The sequence below is a fragment of the Acrocarpospora pleiomorpha genome (genome assembly GCF_009687885.1).
GTDB classification, from domain to species: Bacteria; Actinomycetota; Actinomycetes; order Streptosporangiales; family Streptosporangiaceae; genus Acrocarpospora; species Acrocarpospora pleiomorpha.
Genome location: NZ_BLAF01000011.1, coordinates 39,378 through 60,450, shown reverse-complemented (window position 1 = coordinate 60,450; position 21,073 = coordinate 39,378). Strand labels below are relative to the sequence as shown.

The following is a 21,073-nucleotide window of genomic DNA, read 5'->3' as shown; positions in this document are numbered from 1 at the left end:
GCGGCGTTCACGTCGGCGCCGTTCATGCTGGTGGCGGTTCTCGCCGCACCGGCGCCACGAGGGCGGGGTCTTTTGGCCGGCGGTTAGCGTCAAGAGCTTGTCCGGCCGCCTCCGGGATGGCTTCCTGGAGCGAACTCAGGAGTCGGTGGCGTTTGTTCTCCGCGAGATTCGGTGATCAACGTTTGGTGTTGGCTGTGGGATGAGGGATGGTGGGGATAATTGCCCGTTATGCGCTGGATCATCTTTGACTTCGCCGGAGTAGTAGGGCGGCATCAGCCGCATTCGGCCCGGGATGGCATGGTTGCCGTCGCCGGTGTCGAGTCTGACCGCTTCTGGGCGGCCTACTGGGAACATCGTGACCCCTACGACCGAGGGTTGATGACCGCGGGGGGCTTCTGGTCGGCCGTGGAGAAGACCCTCGAAGCCGACTTCACCGCCGAGGTGGCCGGCGAGCTGATCCGGCTCGACATCACCAGCTGGCTGAACCCGGACATGGCGACCGTCGAGCTGGTCGCCGATCTGAAGAGCCAGGGCTTGAGCGTGGCCCTGCTGTCCAACGCGCCGCACGAACTGGCCGACGCTCTCGACGACGTGCCCTGGATGGCCGACCTGGAGCACCGCTTCTTCAGCAGCAGGATGGCCATCTCCAAGCCCAGCCCGGAGATCTACAAGGCAGTTTTGTCCGCCCTCGACGCCCGGCCCGCGGAGTGCGTCTTCATCGACGACCGGCCGCCCAACGTGACCGCCGCCGAGACGGTGGGAATGCACGCGCTCCTGTTCACCGACGCCGCGCGCCTGCGCGCCGATCTCGACGACCTCTTGCGCGGGAACTGACCGAGGAGCACGATCCGGGCCGATCGCCGGAGAACCCGCGCCGGGAGAAGATTTGACCGGCGGGCACGTCCATATGCCAGGACCCGCCAGGGAGAAGATTCGCCTGGCGGGTACGTCCATGAGGCTTTTTCATCCTGATGGCCTGGTACGGCAGGCCCGCGGAGAACGGTGCCCCCGTGGAGCCTGCAGGAGCGTGCAGCGAAGCGATCCACCGTCCACAGCCAACCCGCGGGAGTCGTGGACGGTGGGTTCTGCTCACCTCGATCTGGGAACGCCTCAGCACAGGTAGGTGGACTCCTCCAGCAACTGCGGCGTCATCGTGATCCCGGTGACGCGCTCGGCCAACAGGAACGCCGGCCCTTCGTGGGGGTCGGCGATCGGGTAGACGGGGGAGTCGATCCGCTCCAAGGTCTCTGCGAGTTCGTCCGGCATCTCCTCTGAGTAGTTTTCATGATGCCTGAACATGAACTGGATCTTCCCGTCTTTGATCCAGTGGGAATAGCCTTCCTGGTGCAGGAACTCGAACCGGATCTTTGCGTCGTCGATCCAGTGGAAGTAGTCCATGCCGTCTACTTCGAGGTAGAAGTGGGAGACGAGGCGGGTGCCCGCCGACAGCGGCATAATGATCTCTTCGGTGACGCCAAGCCCGCCGTGGGCCTCGACGAGGAGTACCCAGTCTCCAACAGCGACGGCACCGAAGGTTTGCCGCCGGATCAGCTCATCAAGCGTCATGCGAGAGCAGTCTTCAACCCGGACGCCGAGCCGGGTCATCAGTTCCTCAGGCGTCAGGCCGCGGACGTAGGTGAAGCAGTAGGCATCCGCCAGGCCGGGGAAGCGCTCGCGGGAGAACCAGGAGTAGTCGTCAGGAGTCGCGATCATCCCGTCATGCTCGCAGCACCCACCGACACAATAAGAGCCATTTCATCCTGAGTAGCGGCCTTCTTCCACGAGCTGCAGCACAAGGATCGCCTGCACAAGCGCGGTCGCTCGATGCGGGCAACAGCGCAGCCTGGTCAGCACCTTCCAGCCCTTCAAGGTCGCGACGGCACGCTCACCGATGGCACGGATACGGGCGTGAGCGCGGTTGACGTCCCGCTGCCCGCGTGACAACCAGGGCCGATGGCGATGCCGCTTGAACGGCGTCCGAATCGTGCCGCCCGCGCCTTGATAACCCTTGTCCGCAAAGGTCTTCACGCCGGCGCTGGTCAAGGCGTCGATCAGGCCGACCTTCCGAGCGGCGCTCACGTCGTGCACGGCGCCCGGCAGCGCGGGCGAGGCCCACACCAGTCGGCCCATGGGGGTCGGCCAGCAGTTGCACGTTCATTCCATGCCGCTTGTGTTTGCCGCTGTAATACGGCCCCTCGTCGGCGAGGCGGTCGATCGGGATGAGAGTGCCGTCCAGGATGGTGTAGGCCAGCCGGGATGCGCGCTCGACGGCGGGGTGCACGTCGTCGGCCAGGGCGGCCAGGAGATCGACGGCTTCGCGAACATAGCGCCAGGCCGTGGTGGTCCCCACGGCGAAACCGGCGGCCAGGCGGGCGTAGGTGTCGCCATTGCGCAAGTGGGCCAGGACCAGTAGCGCCTGCTCCGCTGGGTCTAACTTTCGCCACCTGGAGCGGCGTTCGGCGTGCCGGGTGCGGATGAGTTCGGCCAGGCGAATCAGGGTGTGGTTGGACAGTGGAATCGAGGCACGGTAAGACAGCAACGAGGCTCCCGGTCGGGGCATCGGATCTTGGTTGACTGCTGTCTTATCGGGATCCTCCTCTCATCTGCCACCGCTTTCCGCAGACCCATCCTGACCAGTGCCTTCACGATGGAAAGAGCTCCGTTTGTCAGGACCCGCCGGGAGGGGATCCGCCTGGCGGGTACGTCCATATACCTGGACTCTCCGGGGTGGCCTCTGACCTGGTACGTCCATATGTCAGGACAAACTGTTGACTCCTTTCTGGAAATTGAACTAGAACTGGAAGCCCCGGACAAGGAGTTTCGTCATGCGTGTGGGTTTGCTGGGTCTTGGCCGGATCGGTGCGTTTCATGCGGGAACGCTGGCCGAGCTCGTCGAAGACCTGGTCGTCCATGATGAGAACGGGGAACTGGCCGACCGTACAGCTATCGCGTTGAACGCGAGGACGGGGGATCCGTTCGACGCCGACGCGGTGGTGATCGCGACGCCTACCGGGTCGCACGCGGAGTTGCTGATCGAGGCGTGCGCCCGGGGGGTTCCGGCGTTCTGCGAGAAACCTGCCGCGCCGGACGTGCCGGAGACGTTGAAGGTCCGGGAGGCCGTACAGCGCAGTGGTGTGCTGGTGCATATCGGGTTTCAGCGGCGCTTCGACGCCGGATATCAGGCGGCGCGGGAGGCGTTGCTCAAGGGGGAGCTGGGGCGGCTGGATCGAGTTCACATGATCACCGGAGATCCGGCACCGCCTCCGGCCGCGTACATCGCGAATTCTGGGGGGATATTCCGGGATTGTCATATCCATGACTTCGACGCTCTGCGCTGGGTCACCGGGCGCGAGGTCGAGACCGTCTACGCGACCGGATCGAATCGGGGCGATTCTTTCTTCGCCGAGTTCGGCGACGTCGACAACAGCGCGGCCGTCCTCACGCTGGACGACGGCACGCTCGCCACCCTGCAGGGTTCCCGCTACAACGGCGCCGGGTACGACGTCCGGATGGAACTCGCCGGAACGATCGCGACCCGAGCCGTCGGCCTCGACCCCCGAGTACCGCTGACCAGCACCGAAGGGCTGCAACCGCCGGGGAATCCGTGGCCGGGATTCCAGAGCAGGTTCGAGCCCGCGTACAAGGCGGAGCTGATCGCCTTCCTGGCAGCGGTGCGGGAAACGGGGCAAAGCCCCTGCTCGGTGGATGACGCACTGGCCGCCCTGTACGTCGCCGAAGCAGCCGATCTCTCCAGAAACCAGGACCGCCCGGTCCGCCTGTCCGAGGTGATCACATGACGACCATTGCCGCGCCCTCTCTAGGGCATGTTCGAGGTGGTCGTATGAGGATTGCTGCCGTGCCGATCTCCGTGGGCTCGTTCGAGATGGACCGCGATCGCGGTGGTCTTCGGGGTGTGTTCGAGGTGGTCGTATGAGGATTGCTGCTGTGTTGATCTCCGGGAGTTTGTTCGAGGTGGTGCACGAGGACCGCGGTTGCGGTGATCTTCGGGGGAGTGTTCGAGGTGGTTGTATGAAGATTGTGGTCGCGTCGACTTTTAGGTGCATGTCCGGGGTGGTCATATGAAGATCGCAGCTGCGCCGATTTCCTGGGGTGTTTGCGAGGTCCCCGGATGGGGTCACCAACTTGACGCTGAGCGGGTCCTCACTGAGATGCGCGCCCTTGGTATCACCGCCACCGAACTCGGTCCGGACGGCTTCCTATCACCCGATATCCTGAAAAATCATGATATGAGGGCAATTGGTGGTTTCGTCCCTGTGGTTTTGCATGAGCCCGGACATGATCCCCTCCGGGGGCTAAAGGATCTCACCGACGGCTTCGCGGAGGAGACGGTTGTGGTGCTCGCCGCTGTCACCGGCGCGGAGGGGTACGACACCAGGCCCGCCCTCGACGCCGACGGCTGGCGCACCCTGCTCGGCAACCTGGACCGGATCACCGCCGAGCTCCCGCGCCAGGTCACCCTGCATCCGCACGTCGGCACGATGGTGGAAAACGCCGCCGAAGTCCGCCGTGTCCTCGACGGCTGCGGCGTCAAACTCTGCCTCGACACCGGCCACCTCCTCATCGGCGGCACCGACCCCCTGGACCTGGCCCTCCGCGAACCCCACCGAATCGCCCACGCCCACCTCAAAGACGTGAACGCCACCCTCGCCGCTCAGGTCCAAGCAGGCACCCTCAGCTACACCGAAGCCGTAAAAATCGGGATATATCGCCCGCTAGGCGAGGGCGACGTGGACATCGCCGGCATCATCGCCAGCCTCACCAAATCCTCCTACGACGGCTGGTACGTCATGGAACAGGACGTCATCCTCACCACCACCCCACCCCCAGGCGAAGGCCCCATCACCGACGTCCGCACCAGCCTCGACTACCTCCGAGCCCTGCCATGACCGCCAGCCCGAATTCGCCGCGGAGCAGGCCGTGACCGAAGTGCTGACCATGGGCCGAGTCGGGGTGGACGTCTACCCGCTCCAAGTGGGCGTTTCGCTGCGTCATGTCGAGACCTTCGGGAAATACCTGGGCGGAAGTCCTACCAACGTCGCCGTGGCCGCCGCGCGGCTGGGCCGGTCGAGCGCGGTGATCACCAGGACCGGCGCGGACCCCTTCGGCGAGTTCATCCACGACGCGCTCCGCGAGTACGGTGTGGACGACCGGCACGTCACCCCGGTCGCCCACCTGCCGACCCCGGTGACCTTCTGCGAGATCCACCCGCCCGACCATTTCCCGCTCTATTTCTACCGATTCCCCAAAGCCCCCGACCTAGAGATCCACCCACACGAACTGGACCTCGCGGAGATCGCCTCGGCTGACCTGTTCTGGACCACCATGACCGGGTTGTCCGAGCAGCCATCCCTCGACGCGCACTTTGCCGCCTGGGGTGCCCGAGGCCGCCGGACCCACACCGTCCTCGACCTGGACTACCGGCCAATGTTCTGGAGCTGCCTCAAAGACGCCCAAGAACGGGTGAAGGACGCGCTCCGGCACGTGACCGTCGCCGTCGGCAATCTCGACGAGGTCGAGGTGGCGACCGGCACGCGGGAGCCGTACCAGGCGGGGGTGGCGCTGCTGGCGGCGGGGGTGACGCTCGCGGTGGTCAAGCAGGGCGGCGGTGGGGTGCTGGGGATGACCGCGGACGAGGTGGTCGAGGTGCCGCCGGTGCCGGTCGAGGTCGTCAACGGGCTGGGCGCGGGCGACGCGTTCGGCGGCGCGCTCTGCCATGGGCTGCTGTCGGGCTGGCCGCTGGCCAAAACCCTCCGGTACGCGAACGCGGCCGGATCCATCGTGGCCGGCCGGCTCGCGTGCGCTCCCGCCATGCCGACCGTCGCGGAAATCGAGCACGCCCTCGGAGAGGCCTCACATGCGTGACCAGGACTACCGCGACCTGCTGGACCTGCGCGCCTGGCAGCCCCAGCGGGTGGCGGAGGCGGCGTCCGCCCGGCGGCGGCGTCCGTTGCGCGCCACCGGGCGGCAGTTGCTGATCATCGCGGCCGACCATCCGGCTCGGGGGATGATCGGGGTCGGGGCGCGTCCGACCGCGATGGCGAATCGGGTGGAACTGCTCGATCGGCTGGCGACCGCGCTGTCCCGGCCCGGCGTGGACGGGGTGCTCGGCACGCCCGACGTGCTGGAGGACCTGCTGCTGCTCGGGCTGCTGGACGACAAGATCGTCATTGGGTCGATGAACCGGGGCGGGCTGCAGGGCACCGCGTTCGAGTTCGATGACCGGTTCACGGCTTATACAGCTCAGGCGATCGCGGAGATGGGTTTCGACGGCGGCAAGATGCTCTGCCGGATTGGGGTCGAGGATCGGGCGACCGCCGACACGCTGGCCAATTGCGCTCAGGCGGTCACCGAACTGGCGGAACGCGGACTGATGGCGATGGTCGAGCCGTTCTGGTCCCAGCTGGTGGACGGCGTGGTGAAGCACGATCTATCGCCAGAAGGGATGATCCGTGCGATCTCCGTGGGCCAGGCACTCGGCGCCACTTCCGCGCGAACCTGGCTGAAAGTGCCGGTGGTGCCGCATATGGAGCAGATCATGACGGCCACCACCCTGCCGACGCTGCTGCTCGGCGGGGATCCCGTGCACGCGCCCGACGAGGTGTACGCGTCCTGGAGCAAAGCGTTGCGATTGCCGCAGGTACGCGGGCTCGTCGTCGGACGCGCCCTGCTCTACCCGCCCGATGACGACGTGACCGCCGCCGTCGACACGGCCGCGGGCCTGCTGGAGGAGACGTGACCTATATCCCGTTCGGTACGGCCGGCGCGGGCCCCTGGGCGGTGGAGATCACACCGGAATCCGCCGGTTGGACCTACTGCGCCCTGCGGATCGCCGACGGTCCCGTGGAGTTCGAGACCGGCGACCAGGAGATGCTGGTCCTTCCGCTTTCGGGGTCGTTCGACGTGGTCGCGGACGGGGCGCGCATCTCGCTGCACGGTCGGGAGTCGGTGTTCGCCGCGGTGAGCGACTTCGCGTACCTGCCGATCGAGACCAGTGTCACGATCACCGGGCAGGGGCGGGTCGCGTTGCCGTCCGCGCGCGCGACCCGGCGTTTCCCCGTCCGGTATGGCCCCGCCGCGGACGTTCCCGTCGAAGTGCGCGGAGCGGGTCAGGCCAGCCGGCAGGTGAACAATTTCTGCGCGCCCGGCGCGTTCGACTGCGATCGGCTGGTGGCCGTGGAGGTGCTGACGCCGGAGGGCAACTGGTCGTCGTACCCGCCGCACAAACACGATGAGCTGTCCGAGTGCGAGGCGGTTCTGGAGGAGATCTACTACTTCGAGGGCGGGCCCGGATATCAGCGGGTGTACGGCACCCACGAGGTGCTGGCCGAGGTTTCGTCCGGGGATGTGGTGCTTGTCCCGCATGGGTATCACGGGCCGTCGATGGCCGCGCCCGGGTATGACCTGTATTACCTGAATGTGCTTGCCGGTCCCGCTGACGAGAGGTCCATGGCGTTCTGTGATGATCCGCGGCATGCGTGGATCCGGGCGTCGTGGGCCGATCAGGCGGTCGACCCGCGGGTGCCGATGACGAAGGCGGCTCGATGAGACTCACCGTGGCGCAGGCGCTCCTGCGATTCCTGGCGAACCAGTGGTCCGAACGCGATGGCGTGGAACGCCGGCTGATCGCGGGCGTGTTCGGAATTTTCGGGCATGGGAATGTGGCGGGGATCGGGCAGGCGCTGGCCGAGCGGGGGGCGGGGACCGGCGACGCGCTGCCGTACTATCTGGCCAGGAACGAGCAGGCCATGGTGCATACGGCGGTGGGGTACGCGCGGACGTTGGATCGGCTGTCCACGTTCGCGTGCACGACGTCGATCGGGCCCGGGGCGACCAACATGGTCACGGGCGCGGCGCTGGCGACGATCAATCGTATTCCCGTGCTGCTGCTGCCCGGCGACGTCTTCGCGACCAGGGTCGCCAACCCGGTCCTGCAGGAACTGGAGGATCCACGGTCCTTTGACGTTAGCGTCAACGACGCGCTGCGGCCGGTGTCCCGGTTCTTCGATCGCATCAACCGGCCGGAGCAGCTGCCGTCGGCGCTGCTGGCGGCGATGCGGGTTCTCACCGATCCGGCCGAGACCGGCGCGGTCACGCTGGCGTTGCCGCAGGACGTGCAAGCCGAGGCGTGGGACTGGCCGGAGGAACTGTTCGCCCGGCGCGTCTGGCATGTCGCCCGGCCGGTGCCGGAACCGGCCGCGCTGGAACGGGCCCGCACCCTGCTCAGGAGCTCGAGCCGGCCGCTCATCGTCGCCGGTGGCGGGGTCATCTACAGCGGCGCGTGCGCCGAACTCGCCGAATTCGCCGAGGAGTACGGCGTGCCGGTCGCCGAAACCCAGGCGGGCAAAGGGTCCCTGCGCCACGACCATCCGTGCAACGTCGGCGCGATCGGACACACCGGAACCGCCGCCGCCAACGCGCTCGCCCGTGAAGCCGACCTGGTCATCGGCATCGGCACCCGCTACAGCGACTTCACCACCGCCTCCCGTACGCTCTTCGGCCAGGCCAGATTCCTGAACGTGAACGTGGCCGCCTTCGATGCTGCCAAACACGCGGGCACCATGCTCGTCGCGGACGCGCGTGAGGCGTTGCGGGTGCTTGGGCCGGATGGCTGGCGTGCCGCGTGGACGTTCGCGCGGCCGGAGCGCGCCGTGCTGGAAGGGTTCACGCAGGCCGTCGTGCTGGACGCGGTCAACGACGCGGTGGGGGAGGACGGCGTCGTCGTCAACGCGGCCGGGTCCATGCCCGGCGACCTGCATCGGGCCTGGCGAGCGGCCGGGCCGCACTCCTATCACGTCGAGTACGGCTACTCGTGCATGGGCTACGAGATCGCGGGCGGTCTCGGGGTGAAGCTCGCCGCACCGGAGCGCGAGGTGTTCGTGCTGGTGGGGGATGGGTCGTACCTGATGATGGCGCAGGAGATCGCCACCGCCGTGCAGGAAGGCGTCAAGCTCATCGTGGTGCTCGTCGACAATCATGGGTTCGCCTCGATTGGGGGGCTTTCGGAGGCGGTGGGGGCTCGGCGGCTTGGCACCGCGTATCGGGCTCGTGGGGCTTCTGGAGGGCTGGACGGGGAGCTGCTTCCGGTGGATCTCGCCGCGAACGCCGCCAGTCTGGGGGCGGACGTGCTGCGCGCCGGAGATCGCGCCGAGCTCGTCTCCGCGCTGGTCAAGGCACGGGAGGCGACGCGAACGACCGTTGTGTACGTCCGGCCGGAGCCCGGGTCCGGCGTCGGAGCGAGCGCTTGGTGGGATGTGCCGGTCGCCGAGGTCGCCGAGAACCCAGAGGCTCGCGAGGCCAGGGTCCGATACGAGGAGGCCAAGCGGGAACAGCGGATCTATCTCTGATTCCAGGTCTCGGGCCAGTGGAGGCAAGGCGGGAGCAGCGGAACTACCTTTGATTCCGGGCTTCGGTCTCGGCTGATTCCGGGCTTTGGCCTTGGTCCAGAGGATGGCCAAGCGGGAGCAGCGGAGTTATCCCTGAATCCGGATCGGCCTCGGCTGATTCCAGGCTTTGATTTCGGCCTAGATGAGGGCCAAGCGGGAGCAGCCGAGTTATCCCGTAATCCGGGCTTCGGCTTCGGCCCAATCGCCGCCTCGCGGTTGGTAGTACTTCAGGTTCTGGGTTGCCGCGACCAGTGCGCGCATCTCGGGCAGTCCGCCGATCTCGCCTGCAGCTCGCGCTTGCACGAGGATGTTGCCGAGCGCGGTGGCCTCGGTTGGGCCCGCCACCACGGGCAGGCCGCAGGCGTCCGCAGTCAGCTGGCACAACAACGTGTTCCGGCTTCCGCCGCCGACCAGGTGAATCACGTTCACCCGGCGCCCGGACAGCGCGATCGCCTGACGTATGGCCATTCGGTGTCCGAGAGCCAGGCTTTCCAGGACGCATCTCACGAATCCCGGCAGATCCTCGGGCGCTTCCTGGCCGGTACGGCGGCATTCCGCCGCGATGCGGGCAGGCATGTCGCCCGGCGGGAGAAATATCGGCATATCGGGATTGACGATTGCGGCGAATGGGCGGGCCTGCGCGGCGGCGGCGAGCAGAGGACTGAGCTCTGGATTACCCCACGTCCGCAACGACTCTTGCAGCAGCCACAATCCCATGACATTCCGCAGATACCGAACAGTCCCGTCAATCCCGGCTTCGTTCGTGAACCCAGCCTCCCGGCTCTCGGCCGTGAGCACAGGCGCAGGCAACTCCACCCCCGCCAGCGACCACGTGCCGCACGAAATATACGCAAAATCAGGATCCGTCGCAGGCACAGCGACCACAGCCGACGCGGTGTCATGCGAGGCGACCGCCGTCACCTTCCCCACCCAGCCGATCTCCTCGGCCACCTCTGCCCTCAGCCTGCCGGTCCCGGTCAGCTCCGGCGCATCCCCGCCGAGCTCTGTCGGGAAGCCGGGTGGGCGCAGGGGCGGAAAGAGTTTCGACGGCAGTCTGAGTCGGTCTATCAGTGGATATGCCCAGCTCTGGGTCCTGACGTCCAGCAGGCCGGTTGTGGATGCGTTGGTGAGTTCGGCGCCGATCTCGCCCGTCAGCCAATAGCTCAGCAGATCCGGGATGAGGAGCATGGTCTCCGCGTCCTTCAACTGATCCGCGAGTAGCTGGTAGATCGTGTTGAACGGCAGGAACTGTAATCCGGATATGTCGTACATATCCGCAGATCCGATCTCGGCGAGCACCCGCTCCCGCACGCCGTTGGTCCGGGCGTCGCGATAGTGCACCGGGTTTCCGATCAAGGCCCCTCTGGCGTCGATCAGCCCGTAGTCGATGGCCCAGGAGTCGATTCCGATCGAAGCCGTCGGCCCGGCGGCGCGCAGGCCGTACAAGATTTCGCGGTAAAGACCGAGGATGTCCCAGTGCAGCGTGCCGTGTACCCGTACCGGGCCGTTCGTGAATCTGTGGATTTCGGTCAGGCTCAGGCCGTTGGCAAGATCGCCGGTCATCACCCGCCCGCTGGAGGCGCCCAGGTCGACCGCAGCGAACCTGCTCACCGGGTGGACTCCCGGATGACCAGCTCCGGCTGGAACATGATCTGCTGGTGGGCATGTGTATCCGGATGATCGCATTCGTCCAGCAGGAGTTCGGTCGCCACCCGCCCCAGCTGATGCGTCGGCTGCCGGATCGAGCTCAGCGACACGGCCGACGCCGCCGCGAAATCGATGTCGTCGTACCCGATCAGCGCCACGTCGTCCGGCACCCGGACCCCCGCGTGCGTCAGCCCGCGCAACATGCCGAGCGCCAGTAAATCGTTCGCGCAGAAGATCGCGTCCGGCAGGTCTCCCTCCGCGATCATTTTGGCCGCCGCCTGCTGACCCGCGCGGGGCGTCATCGCGGCCATCTCGATCACCCGCAGCTCTGCCCCGCCCAGGGCGCGCTCGGCCCCTGTCCGGCGGTCGATGCACTGGCGGATGGTGAGCGGGCCGGTGACGTACGCGATCGAGGTCGCGCCGCCGGAGCGCAGGTGGGCGACGGCGGTCGTGCCGCCAGCGATGTCGTTGACCGCGACCGAGCACTGGTCGGCGCGATGCGCGGGATGGTCGACCAGGACGACCATGATGCCGCGTTCGCGCAGCCGGTCCAGCCGGGTCGGATCCTCGTCCGACGGGGTGATCAGCACGCCGCGCACCCGCTGCTCGGCCAGCACGAGCAGGTTGCGCTCCTCCTTGGTCCGCGATCCCGCCGAATTGCTGAGAATCACCGCATAACCGAGATCGCTGGCGACCTCCTCGACCCCCGCCGTGACATCGGTGAAGAACGGGTTGCCGATGTCGATCACGGACAGGCCGATGGTCTTGCTGTGCCCGGCCCGCAGGGTCGCCGCGGAGCCGTGCCGGACGAATCCGAGCTCCCGCACCGCCGCTTCGACCCTCTCCCGGGTCGCCGCCGACACCTTCTCCGGCCGGTTGAGCACGTTCGAGACCGTGCCCGGCGACACGCCTGCGTGCTCGGCGACGTCCCTGATGCCCACGGGGCTATGCATAAGGCTTGATTAAAACGTAACAACGGTCCCGCAGGCAAGAACACGCCCTGGTCGGCTGGGTCCATCACGAGAAATCGCACCTTAACCGGCTATTGACGGTCCAGAAACACTGACCTACTCTCCTCCACAACTTTGAAACGTTTTTCTAAGTCGGGAGGGGCTCATGGGCGACACGCCGCCGCCCGTACTGGCGCTTCGAGGGGTGAGCAAATCCTTCGGCGCGGTACGCGCGCTGCGTGAGGTCTCCCTGGCGCTGCCCGCCGGAGAGGCGCACGCGCTGGCGGGCGAGAACGGCGCGGGCAAGTCCACCCTGGTGAAGATCCTTTCCGGGGTGCACCGGCCGGACGCGGGCCAGCTCCTGCTGGACGGCGAGCCGGTCGAGTTCCACGGCCCCGCCGACGCGCAGGCCGCCGGGGTGGCGGTGATCTACCAGGAGCCGACGCTCTTCCCCGACCTGTCGGTGGCCGAGAACATCTTCATGGGCCGCCAGCCACGCGGCCGCCTCGGCCGGATCGACCGGCGGGCCATGCGGGCCCAGGCCAGCGCCCTGTTCGCCCGGCTCGGCGTGCCGCTCGACCCCGAACAGCCCGCCCGCGGCCTGTCCATCGCCGACCAGCAGCTGGTCGAGATCGCCAAGGCGCTCTCCCGGGACGCCCGCGTGCTGATCATGGACGAGCCGACCGCCGCGCTGTCCGGCACCGAGGTCACCCGGCTGTTCGGAGTGGCCCGCTCGCTCCGCGACCAGGGCTGCGCGATCCTGTTCATCTCGCACCGGCTCGACGAGATCTTCGACCTCTGCCAGCAAGTGACCACACTCAGGGACGGCGGGTACGTCGCCGACGACCGCATCGCCGACATCACCCCCGACGACCTGGTCCGGCGCATGGTCGGCCGGGACCTCGACGCGCTGTTCCCCAAGCAGGACGCCGTCCCCGGCGAGGTGGCGCTCCAGGTGCGGCGGCTGACCCGCGAGGGCGTTTTCACCGACATCTCCTTCGACGTCAGGCGCGGCGAGATCGTCGCCCTGGCCGGCCTGGTCGGCGCGGGCCGCAGCGAGGTCGCCCGCGCGGTCTTCGGCATCGACCGCTGGGACGCCGGTTCCGTCGAGATCGCCGGACGCCGCCTGCGCCCCGGCAGCCCGACCGCCTCGATGGCCCTCGGCCTCGCCCTGGTCCCTGAAGACCGCCGCCAGCAGGGCCTGATCATGGACCTGTCGATCGAACGCAACATCGCCCTGCCGGGTCTCACCGAAGTACGGCACGGCCCGCTGATCTCCCGGGCCGCGGAACGGCTGCGCGCCTCCGACTGGGCGCAGCGGCTCCAGCTCAGGCACCGGAGCCTCGCCGACGCGGTGGACGTGCTGTCCGGCGGCAACCAGCAGAAGGTCGTGCTGGCGAAGTGGCTGGCCAGACGGCCGTCCGTGCTGATCGTGGACGAGCCGACGCGGGGAATCGACGTGGGCACGAAGGCGGAGGTCCACCGGTTGCTGTCCGAACTGGCCGTGGGCGGAATCGCGGTCCTGATGATCTCCTCCGAACTCCCGGAGGTGCTCGGCATGGCCGACCGCGTCCTGGTCATGCACGAGGGCCGCCTGGTGGCAGAGATCCCTCGCGAATCCGCGACCGAGGAAACAGTCATGGCCGCCGCCACCGGAAGGACTCCGTCATGACGGATTTGTCGCGGGCATGCGGGGTGCCGAGTCGTGGATCGTGCGGTTTTGGAGGGGGAGGGGCGTGACCATTACCGCGAAACGGTCTGGGGCCGTGCTCCGGAATGGCGGGCGTGGGCTGGTCGATCGGGTGGCTCGCGTTCGGGAGTTGGGCATCGTGATCGCCCTCGCCGTGCTGTTCGGCGTTACTGGGGCGGTCAATCCGGAGTTCCTGGGACTGGACAGTCTCCGCGACATCCTGCTCAACTCCTCCATCATCGCGATGCTGGCGGTTGGCCAGACACTCGTGGTGATCACCAGAAACGTGGATTTGTCGGTCAGTTCGGTGGTCGGGTTGTCCGCGTTCGGGGGCGCTCTGATCCTGGCCGAGAATCCTGGCCTGCCGATCGTGGTGGTCGTCGCCGGGTGCGTCCTGCTCGGCGCGGCCTGCGGCGCGATCAACGGCCTGCTCGTCGGCGCGGCCAAGGTTCCGGCCCTGGTCGCCACCCTCGGCACCTTGTACGCCTTCCGGGGCATCGACTACGCCTGGGCGGGCGGCCTCCAGGTCAACGCAGCCGACATGCCCGAATCGTTCCTCTCGCTAGGTTCCGGGTCGTTCCTCGGGTTTCCGCTGCTCGCGCTGGCCGCCATCGTGGTGCTCCTGGCCGTCGGCTGGATGTTGCGCAACCTGCGCTCCGGCCGCGAGCTGTACGCGATCGGGTCCAACCCGGCGGCGGCCGTACTAGCCGGAATCCCGGTGCGAAAGCGCATCATCACGGCCTTCGTCGCGAGCGGAGCCCTTGCCGGACTCGCCGGAGCCATGTGGGCGGCCAGATTCGGCACCGTCGACGCCGCAGCCGCCACCGGCAAGGAACTCGACGTCATCGCCGCGGTCGTCGTCGGCGGTGTGGCCATCTTCGGCGGCAGCGGCACGGTATACGGCGCTGCCCTCGGCGCCCTCCTCCTCACAGGAATCGGCAGCGCCCTGGCCGTACTCCGCGTCGACGCCCTTGCCCAAACCGCCATCAACGGCGCATTGATCATCGCGGCCATCGTCCTGGACCGTCTCCTCGCGCTCCGCGTCGCCGCCACTCTCCGCCGAAGGAGACAACGCGATGCCACCTGATCCCACAGACTCCACCGCCCCAGCTGACTCCGCGCCTCCCACTTCTGGATATATGGCGATGCCCGCTGATTCCGCAGACTCGGCCGCCCCGGCTGATTCCGCGCCTTCCGGTTCCGGACATGACGCGAGTCTCACTGATTCCGCCGCTCCGGCTGACTCCGTGCCTCCCGCTTCCGGATATATGGCGATGCCTGCTGATTCCCCAGACTCGGCTGCCCCGGCTGGTTCCGCGCTCCCCGCTGTTGCCCTGGCCGCCGGCTCCGGAGGCAGCGGGATCTCGGCCTCCTTTTCTCCGGCTGCCCTGTTCCACCGGTGGGAGGGTCTCATCCTGATCCTGTTCGTCGCGGTGGTGACCTGGGCCTCGCTCGGTGTGGACGGCTTCGCCAACAGCTCGAACGTGTCCTTTCTCCTGCTGGACGTGACCGAGATCGCGCTGATGGCGCTGACCATGACATTGGTCATCGTCGCCGCCGAGATCGACCTGTCGGTGGCCTCCACGCTCGGCCTGTCGTGCGCGGTTCTGGGATGGCTGTGGAACGCCGGGCTGCCGATCGAAGCGATCATGCCGATCTGTCTGGTCGCGGGCGCGTTGTGCGGCGCGCTCAACGGATTCCTGGTGACCAGGCTCGGACTGCCGTCGCTGGCCGTCACGATTGGCACGTTCGCCCTCTACCGCGGCCTGGCCTACGTGATCCTCGGCGATCAGGCGGTAGCCGATCTCCCGCCCGCCTACACCAGCCTGGCCGGATCCACCCTGGGCCCGATCCCGGTTGCGACGCTGCTGGTGGCGGTGCTGGCCGTCCTGTTCGTGGTGATCCTGCACTTCACCTCACTCGGCCGGTCCATCGTCGCCCTTGGCTCCAACGAAGAGGCGGCATTCTTCTCCGGGGTCCGGGTCAAACGCATCCGATTCTGGTTGTTCGTCGCATCCGGCGCGATGGCCGCCCTCGCCTCCCTGATCTTCACTTTCCGTTACGCCTCCGCCCGGGCCGACAACGGCGCAGGCCTGGAGTTGGCCGTTATCGCGGCCGTCCTGCTCGGCGGGGTGTCGATCTTCGGAGGGCGCGGCACCCTCCCCGGCGTGCTGATGGCGGTGCTGCTGCTCGGCGTGGTGCGCAACGCGCTCATCCTCGCCGACGTTGCCAACGAAGTCCTCAATTTCGTGACGGGCCTGCTGCTCGTCGCGTCCGTGCTGGCGCCGAATCTCGGGGCGGTCTGGCGGCGGCGTACCTCACCACCACTCGAAGGGAAATCGGCACCATGACTACGCGAAACGTGTGGCGCCCCCTGGCGCTCGTAGCCGGTCTTGCCCTGCTGGCGACCGCCTGTGGCGGGACCACCAGGGACGATGTGGCCCAGCAGTCGTCCGCCTCGGCCGCCGCGCCCGCCTCTTCGGCGGCCGCCGATCCGAACGCCCCCATCAAACCCGGACTGAAGATCGCCTTCCTGCCCAAGCAGGTCAACAACCCGTACTTCACGATCGCCAACGGGGGCGGTATCGAAGCGGCCAAGGAGTTCGGCGGCGAAGGCAAGGAGGTCGGCCCCTCCGAGGCCAGCGCCTCCTCCCAGGTCTCCTACATCAACACCTTGATCCAGCAGAAACAGGACGCCATCGTCATCTCCGCCAACGACCCCAACGCCGTCGTGCCCGCCCTCAGGCAGGCCAAGGACGCCGGGATCAAGGTCGTCAGCTACGACTCCGACACCGCGCCGGAAGGCCGCGACCTGTTCGTCAACCAGGCCAGCGCCGAAGACCTCGGCCGCACCGAAGTGCAGCTGCTGGCCGAGCAGATCGGCCACAAGGGCAAGATCGCCATCCTCTCGGCGACCCCGAACGCGACCAACCAGAACACCTGGATCGAGTTCATGAAGGACGAGCTGACCAAACCCGAATACAAGGACATGGAACTCGTCAAGGTCGCCTACGGCAACGACGAGGACCAGAAGTCCTTCACCGAGACCCAGGGCCTGCTCCGCGCCTACCCCGACCTGGCCGGCATCATCTCCCCGACCACCGTCGGCATCGCCGCCGCCGCGCGTTACCTGTCCGACTCCTCGTTCAAGGGCAAGGTCAAACTGACCGGCCTCGGCACCCCCAACCAGCTGCGCAAGTTCGTCAAGGACGGCACCATCGACGGCTTCGAACTGTGGAGCCCCGGTGACCTCGGCTACCTCGCGTCGTACGCCGCCGCCGCGCTCGCCTCCGGCCAGATCAGCGGCGCCGAAGGAGAGAAGTTCAAGGCCGGGAAGCTCGGCGAATACACCATCGGCGCGAAGGGCGAAATCCTGCTCGGCAAACCCACGGTGTTCACCAAGGACAACATCGACGACTTCGACTTCTGACGATTCTCATGGCCCGCGCTCAGGCTCGCGAAAGGACCTCATGGAACGCGTCTGCTTCCTGCTGAAGGTGCGGCCTGAGCGGCTGGCCGAATACCGCGAACGCCACGCCGCCGTGTGGCCCGACATGCTCGACGCGCTCCGCGCGACCGGGTGGCGTAACTACTCCCTCTTCCTCCGCGACGACGGCCTGCTGGTCGGCTACCTGGAGACCGACGACTTCGCGCTCGCCCGCTCGGGGATGGCGGCGACGTCGGTCAACGCCCGCTGGCAGGCCGAGATGGCGCCGTACTTCGAAGCCCTCGACGGGCGGCCGGACGAGGACATGCGACCACTGACCGAGGTGTTCCACCTTGACTGAATCGGGGATGACTGTGGACATAAAGGCCCAGTTGAGAGCGCAGCACATCGAGACTCCTTCCTGGGCGTACGGGAATTCGGGCACCCGGTTCAAGGTGTTCGCCCAGCGTGGCGTGCCGCGCGACCCGTACGAGAAGATCGCCGACGCGGCGCAGGTGCACCTGTTCACCGGCGTCGCGCCCACGGTCGCCCTGCACATCCCGTGGGACCGCGTCGACGACTACGCCGACCTGGCCCGGCACGCCCGCGAGCTCGGCGTAGGCATCGGCGCGATCAACTCCAACGTCTTCCAGGACGACGACTACATGCTCGGCAGCGTCACCCACCCCGACGCCCGGGTTCGCCGCAAAGCCATCCAGCACCTGCTCGACTGCGTCGACATCATGGACGCCGCCGGCTCCGACACGCTCAAACTCTGGTTCTCCGACGGCATCAACTACCCGGGCCAGGACGACATCCGCGCCCGCCAGGACCGTCTGGCCGAGGCCCTCACCGAGGTCTACGCCCGCCTCGGCCCTTCCCAGCGATTCCTCCTCGAATACAAATTCTTCGAACCCGCTTTCTACGCCACCGACGTCCCCGACTGGGGCACCGCCTACGCCCACTGCCTCCGCCTCGGCCCCCAAGCCCAGGTCGTCGTCGACACCGGCCACCACGCGCCCGGCACCAACATCGAGTTCATCGTCGCCTTCCTGCTCCGCGAGGGAAAACTCGGCGGCTTCGACTTCAACTCCCGCTTCTACGCCGACGACGACCTGATGGTCGGCGCCGCCGACCCCTTCCAGCTCTTCCGCATCATGTACGAGGTGATCCGCGGCGGCGGCTACACCTCCGGCATCGCCTTCATGCTCGACCAGTGCCACAACATCGAACCCAAGATCCCCGGCCAGATCCGCTCCGTCATGAACGTCCAGGAAGCCACCGCCAAAGCCCTCCTCGTCGACCGCGCCGCCCTCGCCGCAGCGCAAACCTCCGGCGACGTCCTGGCCGCCAACGCCGTCCTCATGGACGCCTACAACACCGACGTCCGCCCCCTCCTGGCCGACCTCCGCCAGGAAATGTCCCTCGCCCCCGACCCCATGGCCGCCTATGCCGCCTCCGGATATCCCGAGAAAATCGTCACAGAGCGGGTAGGTGGCACCCAGGCAGGTTGGGGTGCCTGACTATCTCGACCAGATGAGTGCCGTGCCCAGACAGGCTGGAGCTTCTCGGTCGGATGAGTGGGGTCGGCGCCACTCATCCGACCGGGATTCGGCACCATCGCCCCCTTTCGGGTTGGAAGTGCCGACCGATGCCGTCCTCTCCCGGCGGGACCCACCGTTCGGTCCCCTCTGTCCAGGGCGATGTCGCTCGATTCTCTATTTAATGATCAAGTAAGGAGACGGGATGAACCCCGCCGTTGAGGAACTGCTGAGACGAGCCCATGAACTTGGGGCGGATCCCCGCAATACCAACTACGCGGGCGGGAACGCGTCCGCCAAGGGGACGGCGACCGACCCGGTCACCGGTGGTGAGGTCGACTTGATGTGGGTCAAAGGATCAGGTGGCGATCTCGGGACGCTTACGGAATCCGGGTTGGCCGTGTTGCGGCTTGATCGATTGCGGGCACTGGTCGATGTGTTTCCAGGGGTCGAGCGTGAGGACGAGATGGTCGCCGCCTTCGACTTCTGCCGGCATGGTCTGGGTGGCGCGGCACCGTCCATAGACACGGCGATGCACGGACTGGTGGACGCGCCTCACGTCGACCACCTGCATCCCGACGCGGGAATAGCCATCGCCACCGCCGCCGACGGACCGGCCCTGACTCGGACGATCTTCGGCGACCGGGTGGCCTGGGTACCCTGGCGACGCCCGGGGTTCCAGCTCGGCCTGGACATCGCCGCCATTCGCCGCGACAACCCGGACACCATCGGAGTCATTCTCGGCGGCCACGGCATCACCGCCTGGGGCGACACCTCCGCCCAGTGCCAGCACAACTCTCTGGAGATCATCCAGACCGCGAGCACATACCTGACCCAGCACGGCCGCCCAGAACCCTTCGGTCCCACGCTCTTCGACCCCCTCCCCGAAGCGACCAGACGCGAACGTGCGGCCGCGTTGTTTCCGCTGGTCAGAGGACTGGCCAGCACCGACGCCCCGATGGTAGGCCACCTCACCGACAATTCTGAGGTCCTCGACTTCCTGTCCCGGGCCGAACACCCCCGCCTGGCCGCCCTCGGCACCTCCTGCCCCGACCACTTCCTCCGCACCAAGGTCGCCCCCCTGGTCCTGGACCTGCCCCCCGACGCCCCCCTCGACGAGGCGATCGCCCGCCTCCGCGAGCTGCACGCCGCCTACCGCGACGCGTACGCCGCCTACTACCAACGCCACGCCACGCCGGCCTCCCCGCCGATGCGCGGCGCCGACCCCGCCATCGTCTTGATCCCCGGCGTCGGCATGTTCTCCTTCGGCCGCGACAAACAGACCGCCCGCGTCGCCGGCGAGTTCTACGTCAACGCCATCAACGTCATGCGCGGCGCCGAATCCGTCTCCTCGTACGCCCCCATCGACGAATCGGAGAAATTCCGCATCGAATACTGGGACCTCGAAGAGGCCAAACTCCGCCGTATACCCCCACCCCGCCCCCTCGCCACCAGAATCGCCTTCGTGACCGGCGGTGGCTCCGGCATCGGCGCCGCCACCGCCCGCCGCCTCTCCGCCGAGGGCGCCTGCGTCATCATCGCCGACCGCGACCTCACCGCCGCCGAGAAAGTAGCGGCGGAACTAGGCGAATCCGCGATAGCCGTCCAGGTGGACGTCACCTCAGAGGAGGAGATCACCGCCGCCGTCCGCATCGCCGTCCTCGCCTTCGGCGGCATCGACCTGGTCGTCAACAACGCCGGCCTCTCCCTGTCCCGCTCCCTCCTCGACACCACCGCCGCCGACTGGGACCTCCAGCACCAGGTAATGCCCCGAGGCTCCTTCCTCGTCTCCCGCGAAACCGCCCGCGTCATGATCGCCCAAGCCATGGGCGGCGACATCATCTACATCTCCTCCAAGAACGCCGTCTTCGCCGGCCCCAACAACCTCGCGTACGGCGCCGCCAAAGCCGACCAGGCCCACCAGGTCCGCCTCCTCGCCGCCGAACTGGGAGAACACGCCATCCGCGTCAATGGCATCAACCCCGACGGCGTCGTACGCGGCTCCGGCATCTTCGCCTCCGGCTGGGGTGCCAACCGCGCCGCCGTCTACGGCATCCCCGAAGACCGCCTGGGCGAGTACTACGCCCAACGCACCCTCCTCAAGAAGGAAGTCCTCCCCGAACACATAGCCCAAGCCGTCTTCCTCCTCACCCAGCTGACCCATACCACCGGCCTCCACATCCCTGTGGACGCCGGAGTTTCCGCGGCCTTCCTCCGCTAGGCGGGTCTGCGCCGACCATGTGGCATGACCCGATTTCCCGACCCGCACCACGGAGGGATATGATCTTGGATCGGCGCTCCGGGGTCGCTTCGCTGCGTACTCAACGGTGGCGCCAGCCGTTCACCCGCATGCGGGACGGATTGCGGCTGGCGTGATCCCGCATCCCAGGGGTTGATATGTGAACTTCGTGGGG

At 67.4% G+C, this 21,073-nt stretch carries 17 protein-coding genes and 1 pseudogene; 14 read left to right on the top strand and 4 right to left on the bottom strand.

Annotation, left to right across the window (positions count from 1 at the left end):
- Positions 1-228 precede the first annotated feature (228 nt).
- Positions 229-834, top strand: a complete 606-nt coding sequence (locus Aple_RS10950) for an HAD family hydrolase (RefSeq protein WP_155344419.1) — start codon at positions 229-231, stop codon at positions 832-834.
- Positions 835-1,110: 276 nt separating this feature from the next.
- Here the strand turns inward: Aple_RS10950 and Aple_RS10945 are convergent, their stop codons facing one another.
- Both Aple_RS10945 and Aple_RS10940 read right to left on the bottom strand, forming a co-directional pair.
- A complete protein-coding gene (locus tag Aple_RS10945; RefSeq protein ID WP_155344418.1) occupies positions 1,111-1,713 on the bottom strand; it encodes a DUF6461 domain-containing protein in 603 nt (200 codons plus the stop codon).
- Positions 1,714-1,755: 42 nt separating this feature from the next.
- Positions 1,756-2,539, bottom strand: a pseudogene (locus tag Aple_RS10940) (transposase family protein).
- Between the two features lie 286 nt (positions 2,540-2,825).
- On the opposite strand from Aple_RS10940, the gene Aple_RS10935 reads away from it, so the two are divergent.
- The 6 genes from Aple_RS10935 to iolD all read left to right on the top strand — a co-directional run bounded on the left by Aple_RS10935 (position 2,826) and on the right by iolD (position 9,365).
- On the top strand, positions 2,826-3,797 hold the full coding sequence (locus Aple_RS10935) for a Gfo/Idh/MocA family protein (protein ID WP_155344417.1): 972 nt from the start codon (positions 2,826-2,828) through the stop codon (positions 3,795-3,797).
- A gap of 555 nt (positions 3,798-4,352) precedes the next feature.
- Positions 4,353-4,907, top strand: a complete 555-nt coding sequence (locus tag Aple_RS10930; protein ID WP_246264359.1) for a sugar phosphate isomerase/epimerase family protein — start codon at positions 4,353-4,355, stop codon at positions 4,905-4,907.
- 31 nt (positions 4,908-4,938) lie between these two features.
- On the top strand, positions 4,939-5,883 hold the full coding sequence (gene iolC, locus Aple_RS10925) for a 5-dehydro-2-deoxygluconokinase (RefSeq protein WP_218038244.1): 945 nt from the start codon (positions 4,939-4,941) through the stop codon (positions 5,881-5,883).
- Positions 5,876-6,757: a Cgl0159 family (beta/alpha)8-fold protein gene (locus Aple_RS10920; protein ID WP_155344415.1), complete on the top strand. Its 882-nt coding sequence runs from the start codon at positions 5,876-5,878 to the stop codon at positions 6,755-6,757. The genes iolC and Aple_RS10920 overlap by 8 nt, the downstream gene beginning before the upstream one ends.
- Positions 6,754-7,566 carry a 5-deoxy-glucuronate isomerase gene (gene iolB / locus Aple_RS10915; protein WP_155344414.1) on the top strand — a complete coding sequence of 271 codons (813 nt, stop codon included), beginning with the start codon at positions 6,754-6,756 and terminating at the stop codon, positions 7,564-7,566. The genes Aple_RS10920 and iolB overlap by 4 nt, the downstream gene beginning before the upstream one ends.
- On the top strand, positions 7,563-9,365 hold the full coding sequence (iolD, locus tag Aple_RS10910) for a 3D-(3,5/4)-trihydroxycyclohexane-1,2-dione acylhydrolase (decyclizing) (RefSeq protein ID WP_155344413.1): 1,803 nt from the start codon (positions 7,563-7,565) through the stop codon (positions 9,363-9,365). The genes iolB and iolD overlap by 4 nt, the downstream gene beginning before the upstream one ends.
- A gap of 207 nt (positions 9,366-9,572) precedes the next feature.
- Here iolD and Aple_RS10905 read toward each other — a convergent pair whose 3' ends face one another.
- The gene (locus Aple_RS10905; protein ID WP_373869576.1) at positions 9,573-11,015 is read right to left on the bottom strand and encodes a rhamnulokinase; all 1,443 of its coding nucleotides are present in this window, start codon (positions 11,013-11,015) and stop codon (positions 9,573-9,575) included.
- Positions 11,012-11,992, bottom strand: a complete 981-nt coding sequence (locus Aple_RS10900; RefSeq protein ID WP_308805501.1) for a LacI family DNA-binding transcriptional regulator — start codon at positions 11,990-11,992, stop codon at positions 11,012-11,014. Before Aple_RS10900 ends, Aple_RS10905 begins: the two co-directional genes overlap by 4 nt.
- Positions 11,993-12,167: 175 nt before the next feature.
- Between Aple_RS10900 and Aple_RS10895 the strand changes: the two genes are divergently transcribed.
- From Aple_RS10895 to Aple_RS10865, 7 genes are all read left to right on the top strand, one after another.
- Complete coding sequence (locus Aple_RS10895) at positions 12,168-13,673, top strand: sugar ABC transporter ATP-binding protein (protein WP_155344410.1); 1,506 nt, start codon at positions 12,168-12,170, stop codon at positions 13,671-13,673.
- Positions 13,674-13,737: 64 nt separating this feature from the next.
- Positions 13,738-14,778: an ABC transporter permease gene (locus Aple_RS10890; protein WP_246264357.1), complete on the top strand. Its 1,041-nt coding sequence runs from the start codon at positions 13,738-13,740 to the stop codon at positions 14,776-14,778.
- A 187-nt stretch (positions 14,779-14,965) separates the two neighbouring features.
- Positions 14,966-16,042: an ABC transporter permease gene (locus Aple_RS10885; RefSeq protein ID WP_155344408.1), complete on the top strand. Its 1,077-nt coding sequence runs from the start codon at positions 14,966-14,968 to the stop codon at positions 16,040-16,042.
- On the top strand, positions 16,039-17,121 hold the full coding sequence (gene rhaS / locus Aple_RS10880; RefSeq protein WP_155344407.1) for a rhamnose ABC transporter substrate-binding protein: 1,083 nt from the start codon (positions 16,039-16,041) through the stop codon (positions 17,119-17,121). The genes Aple_RS10885 and rhaS overlap by 4 nt, the downstream gene beginning before the upstream one ends.
- Positions 17,122-17,161: 40 nt before the next feature.
- Entirely contained in the window at positions 17,162-17,479 is a 318-nt protein-coding gene (locus tag Aple_RS10875; protein WP_155344406.1) for an L-rhamnose mutarotase, read from the top strand.
- A 7-nt stretch (positions 17,480-17,486) separates the two neighbouring features.
- The gene (gene rhaI, locus Aple_RS10870; protein WP_155344405.1) at positions 17,487-18,641 is read left to right on the top strand and encodes an L-rhamnose isomerase; all 1,155 of its coding nucleotides are present in this window, start codon (positions 17,487-17,489) and stop codon (positions 18,639-18,641) included.
- Positions 18,642-18,864: 223 nt separating this feature from the next.
- Positions 18,865-20,880, top strand: a complete 2,016-nt coding sequence (locus Aple_RS10865; protein WP_155344404.1) for a bifunctional aldolase/short-chain dehydrogenase — start codon at positions 18,865-18,867, stop codon at positions 20,878-20,880.
- Positions 20,881-21,073: the final 193 nt, after the last annotated feature.